The 22,579-nt window shown below is 36.7% G+C and carries 15 protein-coding genes; all 15 read right to left on the bottom strand.

What is annotated here, in order from left to right; translation table 11 throughout:
* Positions 1-9: 9 nt before the first annotated feature.
* A complete protein-coding gene (locus FAY33_RS17100) occupies positions 10-960 on the bottom strand; it encodes an ABC transporter permease (protein ID WP_243126815.1) in 951 nt (316 codons plus the stop codon).
* Positions 961-1,136: 176 nt separating this feature from the next.
* Entirely contained in the window at positions 1,137-2,771 is a 1,635-nt protein-coding gene (locus FAY33_RS17095; protein ID WP_143322448.1) for an ABC transporter substrate-binding protein, read from the bottom strand.
* Between the two features lie 262 nt (positions 2,772-3,033).
* Positions 3,034-3,852, bottom strand: a complete 819-nt coding sequence (locus tag FAY33_RS17090; protein ID WP_143322447.1) for an alpha/beta hydrolase — start codon at positions 3,850-3,852, stop codon at positions 3,034-3,036.
* 250 nt (positions 3,853-4,102) lie between these two features.
* On the bottom strand, positions 4,103-4,879 hold the full coding sequence (locus FAY33_RS17085) for a hypothetical protein (RefSeq protein ID WP_143322446.1): 777 nt from the start codon (positions 4,877-4,879) through the stop codon (positions 4,103-4,105).
* Between the two features lie 67 nt (positions 4,880-4,946).
* A complete protein-coding gene (locus FAY33_RS17080) occupies positions 4,947-7,565 on the bottom strand; it encodes a molecular chaperone (RefSeq protein ID WP_143322445.1) in 2,619 nt (872 codons plus the stop codon).
* Between the two features lie 42 nt (positions 7,566-7,607).
* On the bottom strand, positions 7,608-10,595 hold the full coding sequence (locus tag FAY33_RS17075; protein WP_143322444.1) for an AAA domain-containing protein: 2,988 nt from the start codon (positions 10,593-10,595) through the stop codon (positions 7,608-7,610).
* Between the two features lie 232 nt (positions 10,596-10,827).
* The gene (locus FAY33_RS17070) at positions 10,828-11,022 is read right to left on the bottom strand and encodes a hypothetical protein (RefSeq protein WP_143322443.1); all 195 of its coding nucleotides are present in this window, start codon (positions 11,020-11,022) and stop codon (positions 10,828-10,830) included.
* Between the two features lie 246 nt (positions 11,023-11,268).
* The gene (locus FAY33_RS17065; protein WP_143322442.1) at positions 11,269-11,559 is read right to left on the bottom strand and encodes a hypothetical protein; all 291 of its coding nucleotides are present in this window, start codon (positions 11,557-11,559) and stop codon (positions 11,269-11,271) included.
* A 169-nt stretch (positions 11,560-11,728) separates the two neighbouring features.
* On the bottom strand, positions 11,729-12,835 hold the full coding sequence (locus FAY33_RS17060; RefSeq protein WP_143322441.1) for an RHS repeat protein: 1,107 nt from the start codon (positions 12,833-12,835) through the stop codon (positions 11,729-11,731).
* 96 nt (positions 12,836-12,931) lie between these two features.
* On the bottom strand, positions 12,932-13,702 hold the full coding sequence (locus FAY33_RS17055) for a hypothetical protein (RefSeq protein ID WP_143322440.1): 771 nt from the start codon (positions 13,700-13,702) through the stop codon (positions 12,932-12,934).
* A gap of 31 nt (positions 13,703-13,733) precedes the next feature.
* On the bottom strand, positions 13,734-18,758 hold the full coding sequence (locus FAY33_RS17050) for a DUF6531 domain-containing protein (RefSeq protein WP_143322439.1): 5,025 nt from the start codon (positions 18,756-18,758) through the stop codon (positions 13,734-13,736).
* Positions 18,730-19,329, bottom strand: a complete 600-nt coding sequence (locus FAY33_RS17045; RefSeq protein ID WP_143322438.1) for a hypothetical protein — start codon at positions 19,327-19,329, stop codon at positions 18,730-18,732. Before FAY33_RS17045 ends, FAY33_RS17050 begins: the two co-directional genes overlap by 29 nt.
* Before the next feature lie 40 nt (positions 19,330-19,369).
* Entirely contained in the window at positions 19,370-19,903 is a 534-nt protein-coding gene (locus FAY33_RS17040) for a DUF2628 domain-containing protein (RefSeq protein WP_143322437.1), read from the bottom strand.
* Positions 19,904-19,953: 50 nt separating this feature from the next.
* Positions 19,954-21,162 carry a tetratricopeptide repeat protein gene (locus FAY33_RS17035; RefSeq protein WP_143322436.1) on the bottom strand — a complete coding sequence of 403 codons (1,209 nt, stop codon included), beginning with the start codon at positions 21,160-21,162 and terminating at the stop codon, positions 19,954-19,956.
* Positions 21,163-21,176: 14 nt separating this feature from the next.
* On the bottom strand, positions 21,177-22,579 hold a 1,403-nt coding region (locus tag FAY33_RS17030; protein WP_143322491.1), incomplete at its 5' end, for a PAAR-like protein.

The following is a 22,579-nucleotide window of genomic DNA, read 5'->3' as shown; positions in this document are numbered from 1 at the left end:
GTCTCCTCCTTACATACTTGCTTTTCGGATTCTGGGATCAAAAACAGCATAGAGAATATCAGCAAACAGATTGCCCATGACCACAAGCAGAGCCGTAAACATGGTAATTCCCATAATCAGCGGATAATCAAACTGAGTGACTGCAGTGACTGCAAGCTGTCCGATTCCCGGCCAGGCAAAAACCTGTTCTGTGATAATTGCTCCGGAAACCAGAGACTGGAGACTCATTCCCAGGACAGTGATCATTGGAAGGATTGCATTTTTCAGCACATGGAAAAAAAGAATGCCAGATTCCTTCATCCCATATGCCTTTTGCACCATCACATAATCAGAGGATAATTCCGTAATGGTACTGCTTCTTAAATACTGAATATACTGTGCTGCATTTACAAATGTAAGCACAGCACAGGGCATAACCAGATGCAAAAGCAGATCTGAAAAAGTATTCACTCCTTCGCTGTGCATACCAATACTTGGAAGAATCCGTTTATTTACACTTAAAACATAAATGAGCAGGATTCCAAACCAGAACGTTGGAACAGAAATGCCCACATAGCACAGCATCCCTGTAATTTTGTCAAACCAGCCATTCTTATGCTTTGCCGCATACAATCCCACAAAGACAGATATGAAAAACCCCAGCACCATACTGGTTCCCATTAAAATCGCAGTAGCTGGAAGCCGTTCTAAAATCTGAGACAGTACGGGGCGGTTATTCATCAGTGAATTCCCAAAATCCCCTTTTAATATCCTGATAAGCCAGATAAAATACTGTTCATATAAGGGCTTGTTCAGTCCAAGGCTTTCCCTCAGACTCTCGATATACTGTTCGCTCATATTGGGTTCCACATAGATTAAAACCGGATCTCCAGGAGCCGCTTTTACCAGAATGAAACATATGATTGAAACGATAAACATGGTTAAAATACATTGAAAAAGACGGCTAACTGCTTTTTTCATCATTTGCCTCCAAAACAAAAATCAATCTATAGGGAAGAATGTTCCTGAAACAACGGAAAGGTTATTACAGAATCATCCAAACGGTTCCTGATTCCATAATAACCTGGGGTTGTTAACCAGTCATTCTATTATCTACCGGTTATTATAACACTAAATTGGGGCAGATGCCCTCTGATCTACTGATTGGATTCCTGATAAATTTTAGAATAATCATAATAGATTGTCTTTAAAATAGCCTGATCAAATCCTTTAAATCTCTGATCTACTGCATAAAAACCATTGGAATACGCAATAGGGTAAATGTACATATTATCGTTAATTCGAGTCTGAATCTCTTCATATAGTAACGCGCGCTCTGCCTCATCGGACACAGTATTCCCTTTCTTCCACAGTTCGTCTAACGTTTCGTCATCAATGCGGGAATAGTTAGAACGGCTATCGGAAGATGATATGTCAGAATATAAACTTGGTTCTTCTCCCAATGTATAGTAATGAAGAACAAGATCAAATTCTTTGGACCCGGTTTCCTGGATTTTATTTTTAAATGTGGATTCATCCATTGGTTTTAGTTGAATGGTAATTCCTGCTTCTGCAAGCTTTGATTGAATATACAGTGCTTCGTTTTCCATGGTTTTATTTGTGGAAATATACATAATATTCAAACTCAGATCACTCTGACCTGCCTCCTCAAGCAACTGCTTTGCTTTTGCCTGGTCGTTGTCGTACTTTGTCAAATCTCCTTTATAAAACAAGGTATCTGGTGTCAGAATGGAATACGCCGGGGAAGCAAACTTGGAAGAAGTAAATGCAAACTGGGTCAGTTCTTCTTTATCCAGCGCATAGCTGATTGCCTGCCGAACCCTTTTATCCTTCAGTGCTTCATTATTCTGATTCATAAATAAGGCATTCACACGACCGGAATTGTAGGAGTAAATGGTAACATTGTTATAGCCGGCTACCGTTTCATATTCTTCGGGGCTGATAAGACGTGCATTGATATCTCCGCTTGCCAAAGCTGCATTGGCTGAGTTGGCATCTTTTACAATCTTAAAGGTTATTCCATCGAGGTATACCGGATTAAACCAGTCATCAAACCGTTCTACTTTCACATACTGACCGGATTTATATTCTACAAACTTAAATGGTCCGCTTCCTACCGGGGTATTATTCAAATCACTGGTGCCGATGTCTTTTACACCTTCATAGATATGTTTGGGAATACAGTAAACCTGACTCAATCCTCCTAAAAATCCTGCTGACGATGCCGGAAGTTTAATCTTAACGGTCAGATCATCTACTTTCTCGGCTTCAATGGGACTGCCATCAATCATGCCATAGGAAGAATATGGAACTTTCTGATCAGGATCAACCAGAACCTGCATTGTGAACACCACATCATCGGCGGTAAGCGGCTGTCCGTCATGCCATTTTAAATCCTTTTTCAAAGTCAGAGTAAATTCACTGCTGTCTTCATTGGGAGTTACACTTTCTGCAATACCATTTCCATAATAAATCTTTCCACCTACAATCTCAAAAAATGGACTGTATAACGCCTGCTGCATATCAAAGCTTGTCTGATCCACTACAAAGAGGGGATTCACATTCTGGGGATCAGCGGTTTCTGAAATAATGATATTGCCGCCTTTTGAAATGCTGGCTGAATCGGTATCTTCTGATTTGCTTTCAATGTTAACTTCGTTCGCTGCATTAGAAGCTGCTGCACCGTCAGATGTCTTTGTCTTTGAACTATTGCTGCAGGCTGTGGTTAGGGCAGCTGCTGCTAATAGAATGGTTAATAACTTTTTTTTCACTTTATTTCCTCCCGGGTTCAAAATCCTGTATTTTATGCAAATAACATATATCTCTATATAACTTGTATGTTTATGGATGTTATCAAAGATGAGAGAAAAAGTCAATATATGTACAATGGCTTTTGGGTATTAAAATACAAACATGCCTATTCTACCATAGAAATGACGAGATACACAAGATTCTTTCCAAACTTAGTTAATCATAATCAAGTAAGTTTGGAAAGAACCTATGTAGCGTTTACTTTCTTTCACCCATTTCTTACTAACAGTCTCCTTTTGCAAAATCTGACAGGACCTTATCAAATTCGTCCATTTGATCATAAAAAGACGCATGACCGCTGAACTCAAAAGGTAATAGAGTGGAACTTCTAATATACTGATGCTGGATCTCACCTAATTCAAAAGGCACTATCTTATCATGAATTCCATGGATAATTAAGGTTGGAACTGTAATCTCAGATAACTCCTGAAATAAAACCTCTTCAATCCAGGTTTTTTCAATAGCTGCTGTTGCCCAGCCAGCCGCCTGAAGACCAATCTGGAAAAACCACTGGGAGAAGGGATAGGTAATCAGTTTGAAAAAGAATGTATTTCCAAAGTTAGTAAGCATGTTTGGCCGGTCCACATAGGTTTCCTTAATCAGATTTAAGATCGTATCCTTATTAACCCCATATGGAAAGTCAGGGCGTTTGATTAGGCTGGGAGCTGCTGCTGCAACCAGTACTAACCTGGATACACCATATTGATTATGTCTGCCCATGTACTTGATCGCAATAGAACCTCCTGTGGAATGTCCAACTAATGTAATATCCTTAAGTCCCAGGGCATCAATAACCCCTTTCACATCGTCTGCCAGACGGGCATAGTCATACCCGCAGAACGGTTTGTCAGACTCGCCAAATCCTCTGGTATCAATTCCTATGCATCGAAATCCCAAACTGGGAAGAACATTAAACTGATATTCAAAAAGCTTATGGCTTCCAGGCCAGCCATGAAGGAAAAGAATGGTATCCTTGCAGTCCGGGTTTAAATCTTCTACGTAAATGTTCACATTGTCTTGCACCGTAACATAATATCCCATAATTTCGATTCTCTACTGCTTTTGGTGATGTAGTCTATAACACAATACTAATCGGCGGAATGTTGTTCTGCTCACACCACCCATTGTCTGCCATTATGAAAAAATATGATTTTATTTTACTATTCGCCCAAAATTCAGATGCTTCCCTATGATCAGTTTCGACAATGAAAAAAGCAAACGCAGTATCTGAATAACTGTTTTTGCCCTTTCATTTTGTAATCAATTTCTATCATAGAACCAGCTATTCTGACTAATCAACTAATATTTTTCGTCTTTCTTTTTTGCTTCCGGTATCTTGTTTCACTCCTTTTTGAGACTCATTAATAATTTGATTCAAATACTGATATAAAAGTAGATTATTTAATTTTTCCTCCATTATCCTTCCACTGCGTCTGTTGATATAAGACATCAATGGTTTAATAGGTATGGCTCCAGATTTACTCAAACATAAATAGGCAAATGCCCGGTCTTCTAAATCACTGCCTTCACTCTCTAATAAAAGTTTAGCAAAATACCGTGTAATAACCGGATTCATAGTTTTTCCTCCCAGCCCTGCCCAATCGGAATAAATTAAATTAACCGTATCATATTCCGTTTCCATATCTGTAAAATCCTTATAGGAGTCCCTTAGCTTTGCTCCATTTCTTAAATGAAACCGGCATAGTTCAAACTCATTCCCCTTTTTTTCTTCCATTATTGTAAGAAAAATTTTCATCTGATAAGCAATATAATCCTGAGAGTTCTTGTCTATGTCTACACTAATTTTTAAATATTGTATTTGATCCATGGAAGTATAGGGAATGCGCTGTTCCTCTGTCAATAGACAGACAAATTCTTTAAATTTTAAGATTCCCTTGCCAACCACTAATTCTTTTTCCTCAACTCTTAGATTACACCCTCGCAGAATTCCCTGTTCATACTCCTGATATTCCAGTTGAATATGCGCAAAAGAGTAGTCCCGCAAAGACCATAATAATTCCTTTTTCAAAATTCTATTTCGCTCAAACAGTGGATATAAATTTTGCATCTGTTTAATTCCTTTCTGATGATTTATCTGTTTGTCTTCTGTTTTTTCTCTAAACATCTGTTTCTTATTATTTCATTCCATCAAAAAAGTTTTGAACCCATCCATCATTCTCAAAATAAAATTCTTCTTCTTTTCCGAGATATAATTTCTTCTCCTTTCGATATAATGGAACTACAGAAAATGCCAAATCAAGAGGTCTTGCCCATACAAAGAACTTTACTTCTTGTTCAATTATATTATCTGTATCGGCCTGTGGAATGCGTTGTCCATAAATTTGTTGTATTTCTTCATAATTCTTCTCTTTAAAATCATTCGGAGAAGTATAGAACGAATACTGATACCGTTCTTTGCCTGCCAAATCTTTTAAATACAGCTTTAGAGTTAAATCCTCCATATTCCTGGATATCATTCCACTAGTAGTATTTCTCTTTAACTCATGAATTAATATCACTTCTTCGCCATTATGAGTAAATGCTGTAATTTGATAGGGAAGTGCCGGTTCTTGTGTTCGAACCGTTACATCGGCAAATCCATATTTTTTATCCTTTAAATACTGCAAGGCACCATCTACACAAGTCATCTTTAATTCATAATCTTTGGTCAAATCACCACTTTTCCGTTTAAAACGAATTGCTTTACCAGGAACAAATTCCTTTAGTGCATCACGGAAAACATCTATTTTGCAAGACTGCCCTGTTAGTTTAATAATGGAATAATCCTCAAGGACATCATCTTCATACATTCCATCTATAAATTTTTGAATAACTGCGTAGATATCCCCCTTTAATAATAATTCCAACTCATAGATACTAAAATAAACAGTTGGAAATTCTTTAAAAATCTCAAGTTCTTGGTTCATACGGCAGGACATTTTCCATTTATCTACATGAATCCAGTTCGTAGCACTCTCTATCACTTCTGAAGATGACAATGCAACACGAAGCGTACCTACATGATTATAGAATTCCTTCTTTATTACTTCTGCCAGATGAAACAAAAAGTAAAAATTGTTCTTCACCTTATAATAATCTGCTCTGCTCCGGTTCTCGTATTCACGAAAACGGGTAGGTATATATGCTTCTGCCTTTTTATATTCTTCCTCTAACTCCTGGTACAGCTTTGCTTTTCCATTTTGATCTACATATCGGAATACATCAATATCATACCCAGACAGAATTTCCCTCTCAGATAAAAGAGAAGATTTATACAATTGATTTACGATGGATATTTTTAAAAGCTGCATAATTCGAAAGGTGATATTATTTCCCCCAAAATCCGTATCTCCATTTTCGTAGGCAGTATCTATTTCAATTTGGTATGAGACCCGTTTGTCCCAAACCCGAAAACGGCATGAGCTAAGATCTGTAGTGCCACCTCCGCAGTCAATAATCAATGCCTTATATTCTTCCCCCTCCTGAACATTTCCTTTTTGAATCATACCAGATATTGTATTATACAAAACAGATACTCCTTCATCAATCATATCATTCTTCTCTACTGTATATTCTGAAAGAATATCTGAAAACAATCGTTGAAACTGGGTCTTTTGTTTTACCGGACAGGATATATGTACACTCTTAACATCACATTTAAAACGATTTCGAGCAGCCATTATAATATATTCAAAATACTCTCTTAGTATTTCCTTTCTGGATACAAATCCTCTTCTCCCCTGCCGATCTGTAATTTCTTCCTGTTTTTCGTAATCCCCAACCCATCTTTTAATATCGTAAAAAACGCAAAACCCTTCATCAATATAACTGGACTCCACCAGTTTAATCGCATTATATCCAAACAAAAAATGAGGTTTACCGGATTCTACAGACTGTACACCCACCACACTGGGAAACAATGTAGTTTCTTCCCAGTCTACCGATTTATTATAAAAGGGAACATAATTAATAGAATTGGATTTTAATCCAAGCTCTCCCTCCCTTAGTCCTGTTTTCTCAAAATACTGACGATCCAGATAAACTCCTGCAGTAGTATTAGATGTCCCGAAGTCCATTGCCAGAGGCATTGATAAAGCAACTGGAGCCATGACTCCAAAATCCAGCAAAGGCACCCTATATACAGAAAGGTATTGTGGATTAAACTCATATTTCCCATTATATATCTGATATAAAAGCTGTGATTCCTTTTGTCTCATGCAATAAAGGCTGTAATTTTTAATAGAGGATTCCTTACATGGAAGTTCAGCCGCTTTGGTCAAATATAAACAATCAGTTCTGGTTCCCTTAGAAACCACATTTAAAATGGCACATAAAGTCATATCGCCACCAACCACAAAAGCATTAGTCCCTGCCAAAGATTCCTCATATGGAATTGTCAAGCCATCATAATAGTCAATAGAGAGTCCTTCATAAGCCACTATCTTAGAGCTGCATTGCAGATGCAAATCCTGTTCTTCCTGAAGCCTGGTCACTTTTAGCAGATTCTCCAATGACTGAACCCCGGTCTCATTATGTTGATCAATCAGGTAATACTCATCTGCCCCCCTAAAACGGACAATTGTCCTGATCAACTCTTCTTTATCTAACGAATTTATAACCCCATGAAGAATTTTTTCTTTCCTGCATATTTCACGTAATTGAAACGTAGTCATTAACTCCAGTTCCGCTTTATGATAACGTTCATTGGGAAACTTCTTTTCTTCCCTCTTTAACACATATCCATACTTATCCATTTTATTCCCCCTACTCTTTTGACTAATAATATTAACTATAAATTATATACAAGCTTTTAAATATTTTCTTAAAATTCCAGATGGCTTATTACTATTTTCATCAAAAATTCCCATATCACCAAATACCAAAAAGCTGTCTTTTGCCCTTGACACCGCTACATTGAGCATATTAGGACCTTGATCGAAAAAGAATGTTCCGTTCTTCTGACCAGAGTCATAAACGGATGAGAAAATAATTATATTTCTTTCTGCGCCTTGAAGGGAATGTACCGTCCCAACCGTTATATCATTGATTTTTAAATTCCTTAGCTCTGTCTTTATAAGCCTGCCTTGATAGGCAAACGGTGTAACGATTCCAATAATTGTCTTTAACTCCTTTTTTTTATCGGCTTCTTCCGAATAAAAATGTTCAAGCTGGCTTCCATTGTCTCTTATCCACTCAGCAATTTTTTTCGCTTCTTCCCGATTTCCCCAACTGCCTCCTGATTGTGTTGCCTTCCCCTTTATGTTTCGGTATCCCATACGCGGCAGAGGCATACCAGAGACATCTTTCCTTTTGGGCTTCAACCGTCCTTTATAAGCAAGTTCATTGCAATATTCAATAATGTCACTGAAGCATCTTCTATGCTCAGACAAAAACATTCCCCGTTCAACTTCATATTTTTGATATTTACTTGCCCTTTGTGCTATTTTCATTACACTTCCGCAAGAAGCTGCCATTCCAGTTTTTAAAAATGTATCCACATCACAATCACGATCAGATTGAATGATATGGTACCTTTTCAAGTTTCCAATGTCAATGCTCTCGTTGATACTCCAAACCGGTTCTATTTGAAGCAGATCTCCAACAACAATTGATTTTTTTGCAAGAGAGAACACAGCTCCTGCAATTTCAGCAGGAACTTGTCCGGCTTCATCAATAATCAGCAAATCGATAAAATCATACAAAGGTTGTTCATCGCCTCGCCACGCTGTAAAAAACTTCGGGATCATATAAAAGGTTGACACAATACACGGAGTAAGCTTCGCATATCTTTGCCATTTCTTTTTCATATTTTCCTGGTTTACAGTCTCTTTATAGTTACTATTTATTTGTTCCTCCATTTGAATAAGCCATCTGCATTCCCAGTAATGAGTAGCAATTTTAAAGGCTTTATATCTTAAATTAATATCCATAAAGGATAGTACGTCATATAAATCCTTTATTTCTCTTTGTGCGCTGTTGACACCATCTATACTGCTTTTCTTTTCCCACTTAATCTCATTTTCCTCCAGCCATACCAAGAGAATACGATTTAAATCCTTTAACCCTTTCCAATTATCATCTGCATTTTTTAGATCTGTTTCCGCATCTTTTTTCAGTTTCTCCAGATTTCTTTTTTTGCTATCCATGAAGTTTAATATATCGTCCTGATTTGAAAAATCGGCTTCAATCGTATAATTGGTAAGATTATGGTAACGCCTGTTTTTTAACATAATTAAATTTTTTACAGGAGGTAAAAATGCAAATAAATTTAGCAACCAGTGTTGTTTTATAAAATGTTCCAGCCAGCCATCTTTTACTTTCTTTAACTCTTCAATTTCAGATTCCAGCTTATGAACCTCTAGCTTCTTCTGTTCCAGATACGCTTCTATACCATTATATTGTGAATAAAGTGGTAATATCTTTTCCTTATGTCTGGTATATGTTTCAAACAGAGCAATTCCTTCATCAATTTTTAATACAGCACACTTCAAATCAGTATGTAAAAATTCCAAACAATCAGAAAGATCTGACAGTTCCTTTTCAGCATACTGTGAGCATTTTGACACGAAGTATCCCCTGTTTTCCTTCACATATTTTGAATCTTCAACTTTTTCAGGAAACGGTCCTCTATATTTTGCCGAACAATCAGCTATTTGAAATTCCCCTTTTGTTTTTCTAACTTTATCCTGAGATGGACAATATAAACCATAACTATTGACGTCATGAAGCCACCTGCCAGACAATAATGAAGTGTCCGACTCGTCAATTTTACCAAAACTATCAATGATGTTGGTTACTGCCTGATTATTTGCGGAAGCGGCAACAATGACAGGAGGTTCTTCCTCTTTTAGTGCAGCCTCTATCCACATCGACGCAACTACGCTTTGCAAAAGAGTCGTCTTCCCCGTTCCAGGGGGACCATTTACTGCCAGCATCTGACCATGCTCTAAGGTAAGGATATGGTGCATGGATTGCCGTTGGGAGAGTGATAATGAAAATTTATATCCCATTTGTCCAATATGTCTTTTGCAGATTTCCATCTCTTCATTCGTATCAAGAAGTTTTGTCAGCTTGGCATCATCAATATTGGCGTAATTCTTCAGAAGCAATGGGATCTGGTTATCTCTTGTGATATTGTCATATAAATTAATGATATTTCTGGCGGCTCCTTGAACGGGTGACTCTAAAAGTATATATGAATGAGATTCAATTTCATAGTTTTCAATCTTATATTCATCCATTTTGCATTTCACTACATGTTCAAACATAGCCTTACTATATTCCCATACACCTCTAAAGCCCTCCTCTTGTCGAAATACCTGCTTATGTATTGTTAAATAATCATCGACATCGGTCACGCAGCCTACTGTAGTTATTTTTCCGAAAGCTGGTTCAAGCAAGTCTCTGGGAATCCAAGGAAAACTATTTGGTTTAGGTAAAAGTCTGCCACTTCTTGACATGACCGCGGGAATCCAAAGAGGTGTAATAATTTGTTCCAATGTATCAATCTCAGAACCATGTTCCACCTTTGCCATTGCTTTTATAGGACAAATCAGTATATCAATATATTCCTCTTTTTCAGGATCACTATTATGATTTTCTCTTTTAATTCTGGAGGCTTCATAAAATATTTTTCCCGCTAAACAAGCCTCTATTATTCCATTTTGTATATCACATGGAGAGACTGGAAAAGCTGCCTCTAGCTTCTTTTTATCTATATTTTTCCTTGCTGCATCTGCAAGGCTGTTCCTCCAGTACTTAATTAGGTTAACTTCATTATCCATTGGTTTAAATACTCCTTTATCTTTTCGTACTATTACATTTTAATAAAATACAGGAGAAAAAGCTACATCTATTCCTAAAATACTTATATAAAACATTTGGTGCTTAACTGCGTAATATATCAAAGTTGCAAACCATAACATTCCAGCCATCTATTGACAAAAAGCCTAAAAGCAAAAACGAAGATAGTTTTTTAACCATTCTCCACCATTTTTTTATTTTTAATATGTTTTATTATAATTTCCCCATCCACATAAGTATTTGTAACACTGCCAGCCCCATTCCAAGTACAAAAGCAATCCCCGCCCCAATTTTTGCTACTATTGGAGATGGTATTTTAGGATATTTCTGAATCATTTCATGGGTTGGTGTTATAAGCATTTTCCCTGTAAATAAGATCATTAAAATTATTACTATAAAATCCAACATTTCTTTTCCTCACTTTATTCTTTTCTTAGGTATTTTCTATTCAAGCTGATAATAACAATATGCATCAGTCGCTTTTCCCTTTTCACTTCTATATTTTTGCATAAATCCTTAAAGCTTTAATCGCCTTGTCTCTATCTGTTATTAATTTTTTCTGCCAGATCATGAGCATAATACTCTTTTAGACCAAGAAAATTAATGATCGTTTCAATTTTTCCAAGCAGATTGCATTCATATTCAGAATTAAATTCATTCAAATCGTATGTCTTTATGTGCTCCTGATGCTTCCCATGTAACAAAATTCCTTCCCTTTACAATATAAATATTAAGATTTGACGAAGAAGTTTTTCTATATATAATATCCATAACATGAAACCTATCTTTATCATTAGATAAACTAAATGTACATTTACTTATTTCATATGGATATGTCATCAAAATAAACTCTTTATTCCAGTCTACTTTATATTTTAAATCAGAAATATTATACTGCTTTAAATATGACGATAATTCTGATGAATTTTTAATCATAATTTCCATATGTTCACCAGTGTATTCCTCTTTTTCAATTTTATCTCCCGTGAATTTCCGTCTGTTGAGGAGATTTCAACCTTCCGCTGTTTTTTTATGGAAGTTTTATTTCCCATAAGGTCATAATCATATTCATATTGATCCAATATCTTCCCAGCCTGATGATGGGTTAGTCTGTTTAGCTGTCCCACAGAATTATAATCATAGCTGGTAATAATTCCATCTCATAAGATACAGTTCGTCCACCTGGATAAGTCAGTGCTTTGCGTTCTCCTGTCTTTCCCCACTGATAAGAAACTTCACGTCCTTTATAATCAATGATTTTCTTTGCTCTTCCAACCTCATCCGGCTCTATTCTGGTTGTTCCCAGCCAGTCCTGTACTTCAATCAACTGTCGTAAGGGATTGTAAGAGAATACAACGCTTCGCCCGTCGGCATAAGTGATCTGCTCCATTTCTCCCTGGGGATTGTAAGCATAATAAGTTTCATATCCTTCTCCATCCCTTTTCAAGGTCATTTTTCCAGCTAAATCATAGGAAAAATGCTCCTTAATGCCAAGGGGATTGATGATTGTCTCAATCTTCCCAAGGAGATTACGTTCATATTGGGTTATATGAACCTGATTTTTATCGAAAATGCTTTTTCCCTGGAAATTCTCCGTTCCATTTAGCAGGATGCTCTTTCCCTCATGCTGGCAAATGGTAATTAATTCTCCCATACCATCATAAGCATATTCCGTCCGGTTCCCTGCCGCATCAATCACTGAGGTCAGCTTCCCGCCAGGAGAGTATTCATAATAGGTTATATTTCCCAGTGCATCCGTCATGGAAGTCACTTTTCCCGCAGCATTATATGTATAGCTCTTTTCCTCTCCAAAACTACTTTTCACCTTTATTGGCTGATTCACACAATCATAGGTAATTTCAATAAAATTTCCTTTATGATTCTGGCGGCGTATCAGATTTCCACCCTGCGCATATTCATAAACAGTCTTTCGCTTCTCCGGATCTGTCATACAAATACATTTTTCCAACTCATTATACTCATAGCAGGTCTTATTTCCCAGTACATCCGTCTCACTGACCAGCTGCCCTGCCTCTTCATAAACATAGGTATGAGATTTTCCCATGGCATTTGTAATCCCAATTAAATGTCCTTCCATATCATACTCATACATGGTTGCTGCACCGGAAGGATCTGTTATTTTCGTCATCTGGTTCCGTTCATCATACTCCATAACGGTGCGGTTCCCATTGGGATCATATTCAGAATTAAATTCATTCAAATTGTATGTCTTTATTTCCTGATGCCCCCATGTAATAAAATCCCTTCCATTTACAACATAAAATGTATCAAGGTTATTAGGTGAAGTACCTCATAATTATTCTGCCGCTCTTTTACTTTTTTCTACTCTATTTTTAATTAGAAATATTATAGCCCCAACTGGAACCGACACATATACCTGCGTTCCAAACTTCTGGTGCTCTAAAATTTTAGGAAATGTTAACGTACGGAAAAAAAATGTCAAAATAACATCATCACCTAAAGTAATGATGATTCCTCCGTAAATAGTCAGGATAAATGCTAACCAGCACCCCCATAATCTAGGTTTTTTCTTAATGCACAGAAAAGTCACATACAATGAAAATAAAACTTCAGCTACTGCCAGAACTGCCATGAACCATTGTCCTCCGCTAAAATGATGTAATAATGTAAGTAAACGGGGCGTTGGAATATCTGCCGTAATATGAATCCAGTCTATATCATTACTATCATCTATAACGGAAAACTCGATTTCTCTACTTCCTGTACCATTCTTCACCTTATATCGGTATATCGTTGCTCCGGGCGTACTTCCCTCTGAATTTCGTTTTTTCTCACCCAGTTTTTCAGTAGAATCCCAGTTCTCCCCATCCCACAAGTCAAAAAGCATTTCAAAAAGTTTGCTGCTTTCCTCTGACTCACTCTTATCAATCCACAGTTTATACATAGCCTTTTCGTCACGATTTTTCAACGCCTGAAGAAGAGGGGTTAAATACTGTTCTGACTGTGAATCATAAACATTCTGACTCTCTGCATTTATCATTTGGGGATATCTCCAAGTGATAGTAAAGAGTAATAGCATAATGAAGCTTAATAATACTTTTTTCATAAAACCTCTCCTTTTATATCTTCTTTTAAAGTTACTTTGAGCTCTTGCAGTCGAAAGCTTTTTCTATCCCTTTCCACACTTCTTTCCCTATTTCACTGATATTAATTGAAAAATTCCCTCCAACACCAATTCCAGCATAAACACTTCCTCCCATATTCCATTTTATATCACCATCAAATGTATACTGGTCTAATCCAATTGAACCATATGGTTTTCCTGTTTTATGATTATATCCAGCTTCTGCAGATGCCCCTACGTTTCCTGAAAAGTCAACACCAATTTCACCTGCCGTTTTCAATTCCATTCTTCCGTGCTCATCCACCTCATAGTAGCCTAGTTTTAACAAAAGAGTTCCTTTTACTGGTCCCACAGACAAAGATCCACCAACCCCAATACCTGCATCTACGCTCGCATCAAATATTGAATCAATCTCATTAGTTACAGATTCTACGCCGTTATTCACCCATTGCAAAGATTCTATAAAGAGTTCTCTACTCCTAACAGAAACTTTATTGATATCATTCTTTTTTCTTTTTTTATCTTTATGGGAAATAATATAACTATCTTCAAATAACCACTGCCAAAAGTCACTTGCTAAATTATCTGATTTTTGTGGTTTTAATCCATTCAAGTCCAACCAATTCAACGGATTACTTCTGCAATAGCAATACCGATTTAATGTTATTGGATCTAATTTAGTTCCAGAGATAAGATCATTTTCATTAAATCTCCCAATTCCAGGCAAATATTCTCTTGCCTGCGCAAAATATGTATTCGCTATGTTGTCGCTTTGATACCCAGTATACCCAAACGGCTGAACCTCCCCCTGATTTTGATACAAATCCTGTCCAAATTCATCATATCCATATATAGTCTGCCGTTGATCATAAATCCCTGTTAAACGAACCGTACTCCCCAATTCGTCTTGCATAAAAACATGTGAATTTTCCTTTTCTGTCATAAATACAACATTGTTATCCCAGACATAAGTTTGAGAGTCCACGCTCTCTCCTGATGTCTCGGCTTTTTTCAATAGATTATGATAATTCCTGGTCAGGTCCAGAAGATAATCTACTTCTCTGTCCGGCTGTTCCATTAATATCATTTCTGGCTGAATCCCAAGGCCAGATTTCAAATCAGAGACAGTAAATTCCTGCTTTCCAATCCGGTTACCTAGTCCATCGTACTGATATTTGGAAGCCTGCCCTTTTTTATTAAATCCTTCCGCTAATCGATTCGTTTCATCATAGATATACCGGTTCACCTCTTCCTCTCCACAAAGAACAGCGGTTAGGTTTCCTCTTCCATCATACTGATACGATTGCTCCGGAAAGATTCCCTCCTCACGAATCAATTGGTTTGCCACATTGTAATGATAGCGGATATTCTTTGTCCCTGCCTGTTTTCTTACCCGGTTTCCAAAGGCATCATATTCATATTTGTTTATACGCTCCCGATCCTTTTTTACTTCTGTAAGACGATTCATCGAGTCATATTGATACTGATAAAAACCGCTTTCCTCCTGAACTTTCCTGCTTATTTCCCGTGAAATTCCGTTTGCTGAGGAGACATCTGCCTTTCGTTGTTTTCTTATGGAAGTTTTATTTCCCATAAGGTCATAATCATATTCATATTGATCTAATATTTTGCCGTCTTGATGATGGGTCAGTCTGTTTAGCTGTCCAACCGAATTATAATCGTAACTGGTGACAATTCCGTTGGAAAAAATCTTTTTCGATAAATAGCCATTTTCATCATAAGAATATTGAATTTCTCTCTCTCCATCTCTCAAACTGCTTAATCGAATCAGCTCGTCATATTCATAAGATACAATTTGTCCATCTGGATATGTCAGTGCTTTTCTCTCTCCTAATTTTCCCCACTGATAAGAGACTTCACGTCCTTTATAATCAATAATCTTCTTTGCTCTTCCTACTTCATCCGGCTCTATTCTGGTTGTTCCCAGCCAGTCCTGTACTTCAATCAACTGCCGTAAGGGATTGTAAGAAAATGCAACGCTTCGCCCGTCGGCATAAGTGATCTGCTCCATTTCTCCCTGGGGATTGTAAGCATAATAAGTTTCATATCCTTCTCCATCCTTTTTCAAGGTCATTTTTCCAGCTAAATCATAGGAAAAATGCTCCTTAATGCCAAGGGGATTGGTGATTGTCTCAATCTTCCCAAGGAGATTACGTTCATATTGGGTCATATGAACCTGATTTTTATCAAAAATGCTTTTTCCCTGGAAATTCTCCGTTCCATTTAGCAGGATGCTCTTTCCCTCATGCTGGCAAATGGTAATTAATTCTCCCATACCATCATAAGCATATTCCGTCCGGTTTCCTGCCGCATCAATCACTGAGGTCAGCTTCCCGCCAGGAGAGTATTCATAATGAATCACATGCCCCAGAGGATCGGTCATGGAAGTCACTTTTCCCGCAGCATTATATGTATAGCTCTTTTCCTGTCCAAAACTGCTTTTCACCTTTATTGGCTGATTCACACAGTCATAGATAATTTCAATGAAATCACCTTTATGATTCTGGCGTCGTATCAGATTCCCATTTTCGTCATACCAATAGGCTTCTGATGTTCCATCGGGGTAAATAATTCTGGACAAATCCCCACCCTGCGCATATTCATAAACAGTCTTTCGCTTCTCCGGATCTGTCATACAAATGCATTTTCCCAACTCATTATACTCATAGCAGGTCTTATTTCCTAAAATATCCGTCTCACTGATCAGCTGCCCTGCCTCGTCATAAACATAGGTATGAGTTTTTCCCATGGCATTTGTAATTCCAATTAAATGACCTTCCAAATCATAATCATAACCGGTGGCCGCACCAGAAGGATCAATTATTTTCGTCATCTGGTTCCGTTCATCATACTCCATGACAGTGTGATTTCCATTAGGATCCGTTACCGCAGTGCAGTTTCCGTTAGGATCATATTCATAATGAATGACTCCCCCTGTGGGAAGCGTGATTTGTTGCATGCGATTAAGGTTATCATAAGCGTAGGCCAATTCTCCTCCGTTTGGCAGGATTCGGCGGGTTACATTCTGCATCTGGTCATATTCCATGGTGAATTTCTCCCCGTCCGGCCCAGTGTAAGCTTCCACCATATTCATACAGTTATAACTCTGACTGGTAACAGCTCCATTAAAATCTATGATTTTTTTTACTTTTCCATTTTTTGTGTATTCATAAATACGCCTTTTCCCCTGGGCATTGGTCACACAGGTAATACGGTCACATTTGTCATAGGCAAAGATTGTGGAATGCCTGTTCCCATCGATGGTCCGGATTACCCTGTTGCAATCATCATATTCATAATTAATCTTTCGGCCTGACTCGTCAATATAATCAGTAATGTTTCCCCGAATATCATATTTTAAGGAAATCACACTTCCATCTGGTAATTTTGCTTTTAAAACATTTCCCTTGCTGTCATATTCAAATTCTTTTTCACGATTTAATGCATCTGACGTTCTTATGAGATTTCCCTTTGTATCATACACATTCTTTAGCTTCTGGGCACCATTTACAGACCATGTAAGAAGGCGGTTATTGACATCATAAGTCATGTTGCTTTTGGAACCGTCCGGGTAAATGACCTTGGACATATTTCCTTTATCATCATAGAAATATCTTGTCTGGTTCCTATTCTTGTCTGTATGATGGGTCATCTGATTTCGCTCATTATATACAAATTCTTCCTCTCCATCTTCAAAAACGGTCTTGATATTGCGAAATCTCTCATCATGAATGTAAGCAACCTTATTGCTGTTTTGATCTGTAACGAGGGTACGGCTATTCTCCTTCTGATAATCATAATGAATTTCCCCTCCATCGGCAAAGAACTGACATACGGTGCGTCCTTGATCATCATATTTATTTTCAAGGACAAATACTCCTCTTGGATTCTGAATCCGGTAAAGCATTTTCTCATCATTATAATAGTAGCAATAGCTTTCCCCCCCAGCATTTGTCACACTACACAGCTGACCTAGTTGATAACTGAGTATAACACTTCGACCGCTATGATCGGATATGGATGTCAAACAACCTGAAGTACTGTCGTAGTTGTAATTCAGAGTTGCCCCATATCCATTTGAAACATATGCCAGCTTTCCATTTTTTCCGTAGGAAAAATGAATTTCTTTTCCACTTAAATCTCTTTTATTCAACAACTGCCCCTGCTGATTAAAATCATAAATGAGACCTTGCTGAGTCTTATAGGAAAATCCCTTTTCTACTTTTTCCAGACGGCTGATACAGCCAAATAATGCCTCCGTACCACCATCTTTCAGGCGCATATAAATCTCTTCTCGTCCATCTTCCCAAATAATAGTATAACGGTCGTCTTCAATCAGAAGCTCTATCTCATAATTATGCCGCCATCCTCTTCCCATACAACCTTCTCTTTTATCAATCCGGTTATAAGTCCGTTTAAAAAGGAGAGGAACCGAACACTTGATTTCTATATCCTCTTTCTCATAAATGAAATTTCCAGTGTTTGCATTGACAGGATCTCCCGTAAGAGCACAGACTGCTGACTGTACTCCCTTCATGAAATCCTCCAGTGAAGCATTCTGCATAAGCTCCTTTAATACCTGATTCCAGTTGGAAAATCCAGGTCCGGCCTTTTCTAGCATCTGTGCCATGAGAAGCATCATCAATTTCTTCAGCTCATCCTCACTTAGATTTCCTCCTTTTGCATATGCACCATTCATGACCTTCATCAAAGAAAGAATATATTCAGCAGTGTACTGACCTGTGGCCTGATTTTGGTTTACCAGAACGGTTCCTGCAGCGCTTACCGCCCCCATTGCAGCCATTAGTTCTGATGAAATATTTCCGCTACCTGAAAAGGCTGGTATTGCACCAAGGACAACAGGAATCATATCAGAAAGCTCAACCGGTACTGCAACCTCTCCCAAAGAAAGGTTCGGCCAGTTTCCACCTTTGGATTTCATCTCTGTCTTTTTTCCTATTATGTTTATTTCCTGATTTACGGTAAAGCTATTTCCAAATACATTCTTTGCTGACATAAATATTTCCCCCTTTGTATTCTAAAATAGATTTTATTTCTCCCATATAATCTCCAAATATAAAATGGAATGGTTCTTGTTTTCTTAACCCCATAAACGCTGGATTCTCATGCATATGACATAGCATTTTAATCAGGCACACTTCCATCACTTTCTTATATTCCTTTGCCAGCTGACGGAGTCCATAATTGATTTCATATTCCTTAACCCTCACAAAATTCTTCTTTAGTTCTTGAGACAATGCTGCTCGTTCATCAGCCATGGTACTATATAGAAAAGCGGGAAACCAGTTTTCCTCTTCAAAATCATCATCAAAATATATCTGTTCATTCATAAGGCAAATCTGATACTTGTAAGTACCGGTCAGCAAGCTGCTGTGTAAATGAAATACAGAGAGATATGCAGGTGTCCAAGTATCTGTCCTTTGTCTCTGAACAGCCGCCCATAACAGATCCTCTATTTCTTTTGGTACACAATCAGTTATCCGACTCTCCATACATATCACTTTTTTCCTTACCTGATTGTATAAAAATGGTCTTAAATACTGCTCCATAGCTTCCAGACGTGTCATAAAATCTCCTTTTTCTAAGTGTAATATTCTCCACTCTTTATCAGTAAAGAATCCAATCAATAAGAATAGGAAGTACACCATTTGATAGTACCATCCAAATAATTGCACCTGTTACTACAGCAGTCCCACGAAATACCACAGTTTTATCAGAGGAAGTCATTCGGGTGATTAGCCCCACCACTCCCTTTCGGTTATCTTTGATTCTCTTTTTTATGCTCCTATAAAGAAGTCTGTCTCCAAAGCATCCTAATAAAATAAATTTTATTAACCAAAAGAAGAACCAAATCCATAAATACGTTACAATTGCCCCCTTCACAGCACCGGTGTATAAAAGCCCCCATATTATCAGAATAAGCTTTAGTGTAAGACCTATTATACATATGACTATATAATCCCCAAACATAAACTGGTATGCCAACCATAAGTGCTGAAAAAAGGCGGCTGAAAAGTTAAATCTATTTCCCCCTTTTTCTATCTGTTCAAACCGCTCCAGATATTCTTGTAAATTGGAAGACAGTTGATAACTTATTTCCTGTACATCTGTACTTCTGACTTCCTGATTATTGTTTTCCATTACAACCTCCCATTATTGTTATGAAACATTATAAAAATTTTTAATTTATATTACTGCTTCCACTTAATCACCAACTCCTGCTCTGCTTCTTCTATTTGATGATTAAACCAATTGTCATAGTTTTCTTTTCCGTCATTTTGACGATCATATATTTGTCTTAAGGCTGCTTCTATTTCCTGGTTTGATTCCACCCAGCCTTCCCTTTTCCATATAAAATAGGCTTTTGCATATGACCCTGCAATTAATTCATTATTAGCTGAATACTCATAAGCTTTTGCCATATTATAATAAGATACGGCTGCTAAGTCATCATAAGGAGAGCATTGATCTAAAACATGCTGATAATCTTCCAATGCTTTATCCTCATTATACAAATTCAGATAAATATTGCCCCTAATTTCATAAGAATTTAATAGATCATAATGGTCTTTTACTTGCCATTTACTTAACAATTCTATATTTTTATTTATATTGTCAAGAGCCCTATTTAAATCTTTAGATGAAGAAGAATATGATAAATTTAATGCTATTGTTTGGTATAAACAAGCCTCCACACTCGTGTATTTATAAGTTTTATAATTCAACTTAATTGCTCTATTCATATAATATTCAAACTTTTTCATATTATTATCAAGATAACAAGCATTACCCAATGTTTTATAATTGAGTATACTAACAAATTGGCTTGATCCTAATATATTCTTTTCTCTTTTTATTAACTTTTTTATTTTCGATATTCTCTGGACATAATTTTCTTCCTCTGGTAATTGTATTACTGACAGATTAGATTCTAAAATTAAATTTATTAATGGATCAGACACTTTTAACTCAAGCGCCTCTTCCACAAATTCTTCTGCAGAATCCAGATCTTCTTTATATAACATAACCTCTGATAAATTTGATAAAATACACGCTTTATCTTCATATGATTGTGCAAGAGATAATGCTTCCCGAAAATTTTCTTCTGCTTTATCATAATTTCTTAAACGTAAATATCCTACACCCACAGCATTTTTTACTCCTGCATTTTGATTCATTGATTCAAGAGTAATAATCGCATCTTCCAGTGATTCCTTATTTCCTTTCAATTCAATCATTAAAGATTTATAAGCCTCTTCCTCCGTTGCTTTAGACAACATAAGGATTGCATAATCATCTACTATGTACCATGTATCATCTGCAAGTTGTGCCTCTTTTTTGCATCCCGTTATTAAAATTATGATCAGACATACAAGTAAAAAACATTTGAAATTATTCATATAGCTTCCCTTCCTTAATGATTTGTCTTCATTAAATCAAATGCCGATTTTGGCTTTCCCCCTTTAGGAATTTCATCTTTTAAATTGGAAAAAGTGAAGGTTGCATTAGAGGGATCGCTAATTGAGGGTTTTTTATTATTCATATATTGTTGCTTCAGTGCCTTATCAAAAATATTCCAGAATTTTTTATCTCCTTGAAGCGTCCAAGTACTGTATATTAATTCAATTAATTTAATACGTTTATCAAAAGGATAGATTCCTTTTCGTTTAATAATTGTTAACGATTCTTCTGGATAAATTATAGGCATTTGACATAAATTTGAATTATAAGAGTAAAGAATCATCTGATGATAATCCGCTTTTCTTTGAGGAGACAGATATACAGTCAAATCATAATACTCGTTATCCTTAAGCCACATTTCTTCTTCACTTACCAATAACTTTGCATTTGATTGTCCTTTTTTAATTTTACTTATATAATATAAAATTAAATCCTTCACAGTCTCCTTCATCCCATTTCTAGTTACAATGGTCAGATTTTCAGGAACAATATGATACAAATAACTTCTTTCCATTTTATAAAACTCATAATTCACATACTTCCAATAATCAGACTTTGTACCACCAAGTAAGACTACTCGACGTTTTCCAGTATTCGCCTTCTGGAAATAAAATGTCACATGAGTATACTCAACCGCATCTGCAATTTGTTGTAATACACTCTCTGCCAACCATATTGCCGAAGATAAAATCACTGTATTACCTGCTTTACTTCCAGATGGTGTATGGCTATCTACAAATTTATTTTTCTTAGGCGTGGTCTTACTTTTTCCATTTGGATATTTAACACTTTGATTTGAATATGAAGATACTTCTTCCCTACTAAAATCCTCCAATTCAAATTTAACTCCTAACAGTGCCTGAGACAAACTAAATTCCACCTCAGTCATTGTATATTCCATTATTGTATACCAATCTTCACGCTGTTTTATTGTTACAGTGTTATTAACTGTTTCACTATTTGGATTGTATATATCAAAATGAATACCATTTACTACAATTGCAGTTCTATCAGTAGTTATATACACGGAATGAGGATCTTGCTTTAAAACTGTTTGCCCAGAACTATTTGCAGAAATAATTCCCTGATTTTTCAAACAAACACAATAAGATTCAGTATCTACTACCGTTGCTTCCATCTTTAAAGTGGCCTGATTCCATATCTTTTTATTTTGATTTCCATTTAGCCATGGAGACAGCTGAGGAACACACTTTTTATTTGTTAGCTTACAGATCCCAAAGCCTTCAAGGTTTTCTAGCTTACTATCCTGAGTATTGATCTGAGGATTTCCCTGAAGGTATTGCCCATGATCCACAGGGAGGTTTAATACAGCCTTTTTCTCTCCATTTGAGCATG

The sequence above is a fragment of the Clostridium sp. HBUAS56010 genome, from assembly GCF_007115105.1.
Classification (GTDB): Bacteria; Bacillota; Clostridia; order Lachnospirales; family Lachnospiraceae; genus Lacrimispora.
This window is presented reverse-complemented; position numbering and strand designations above follow the sequence as displayed.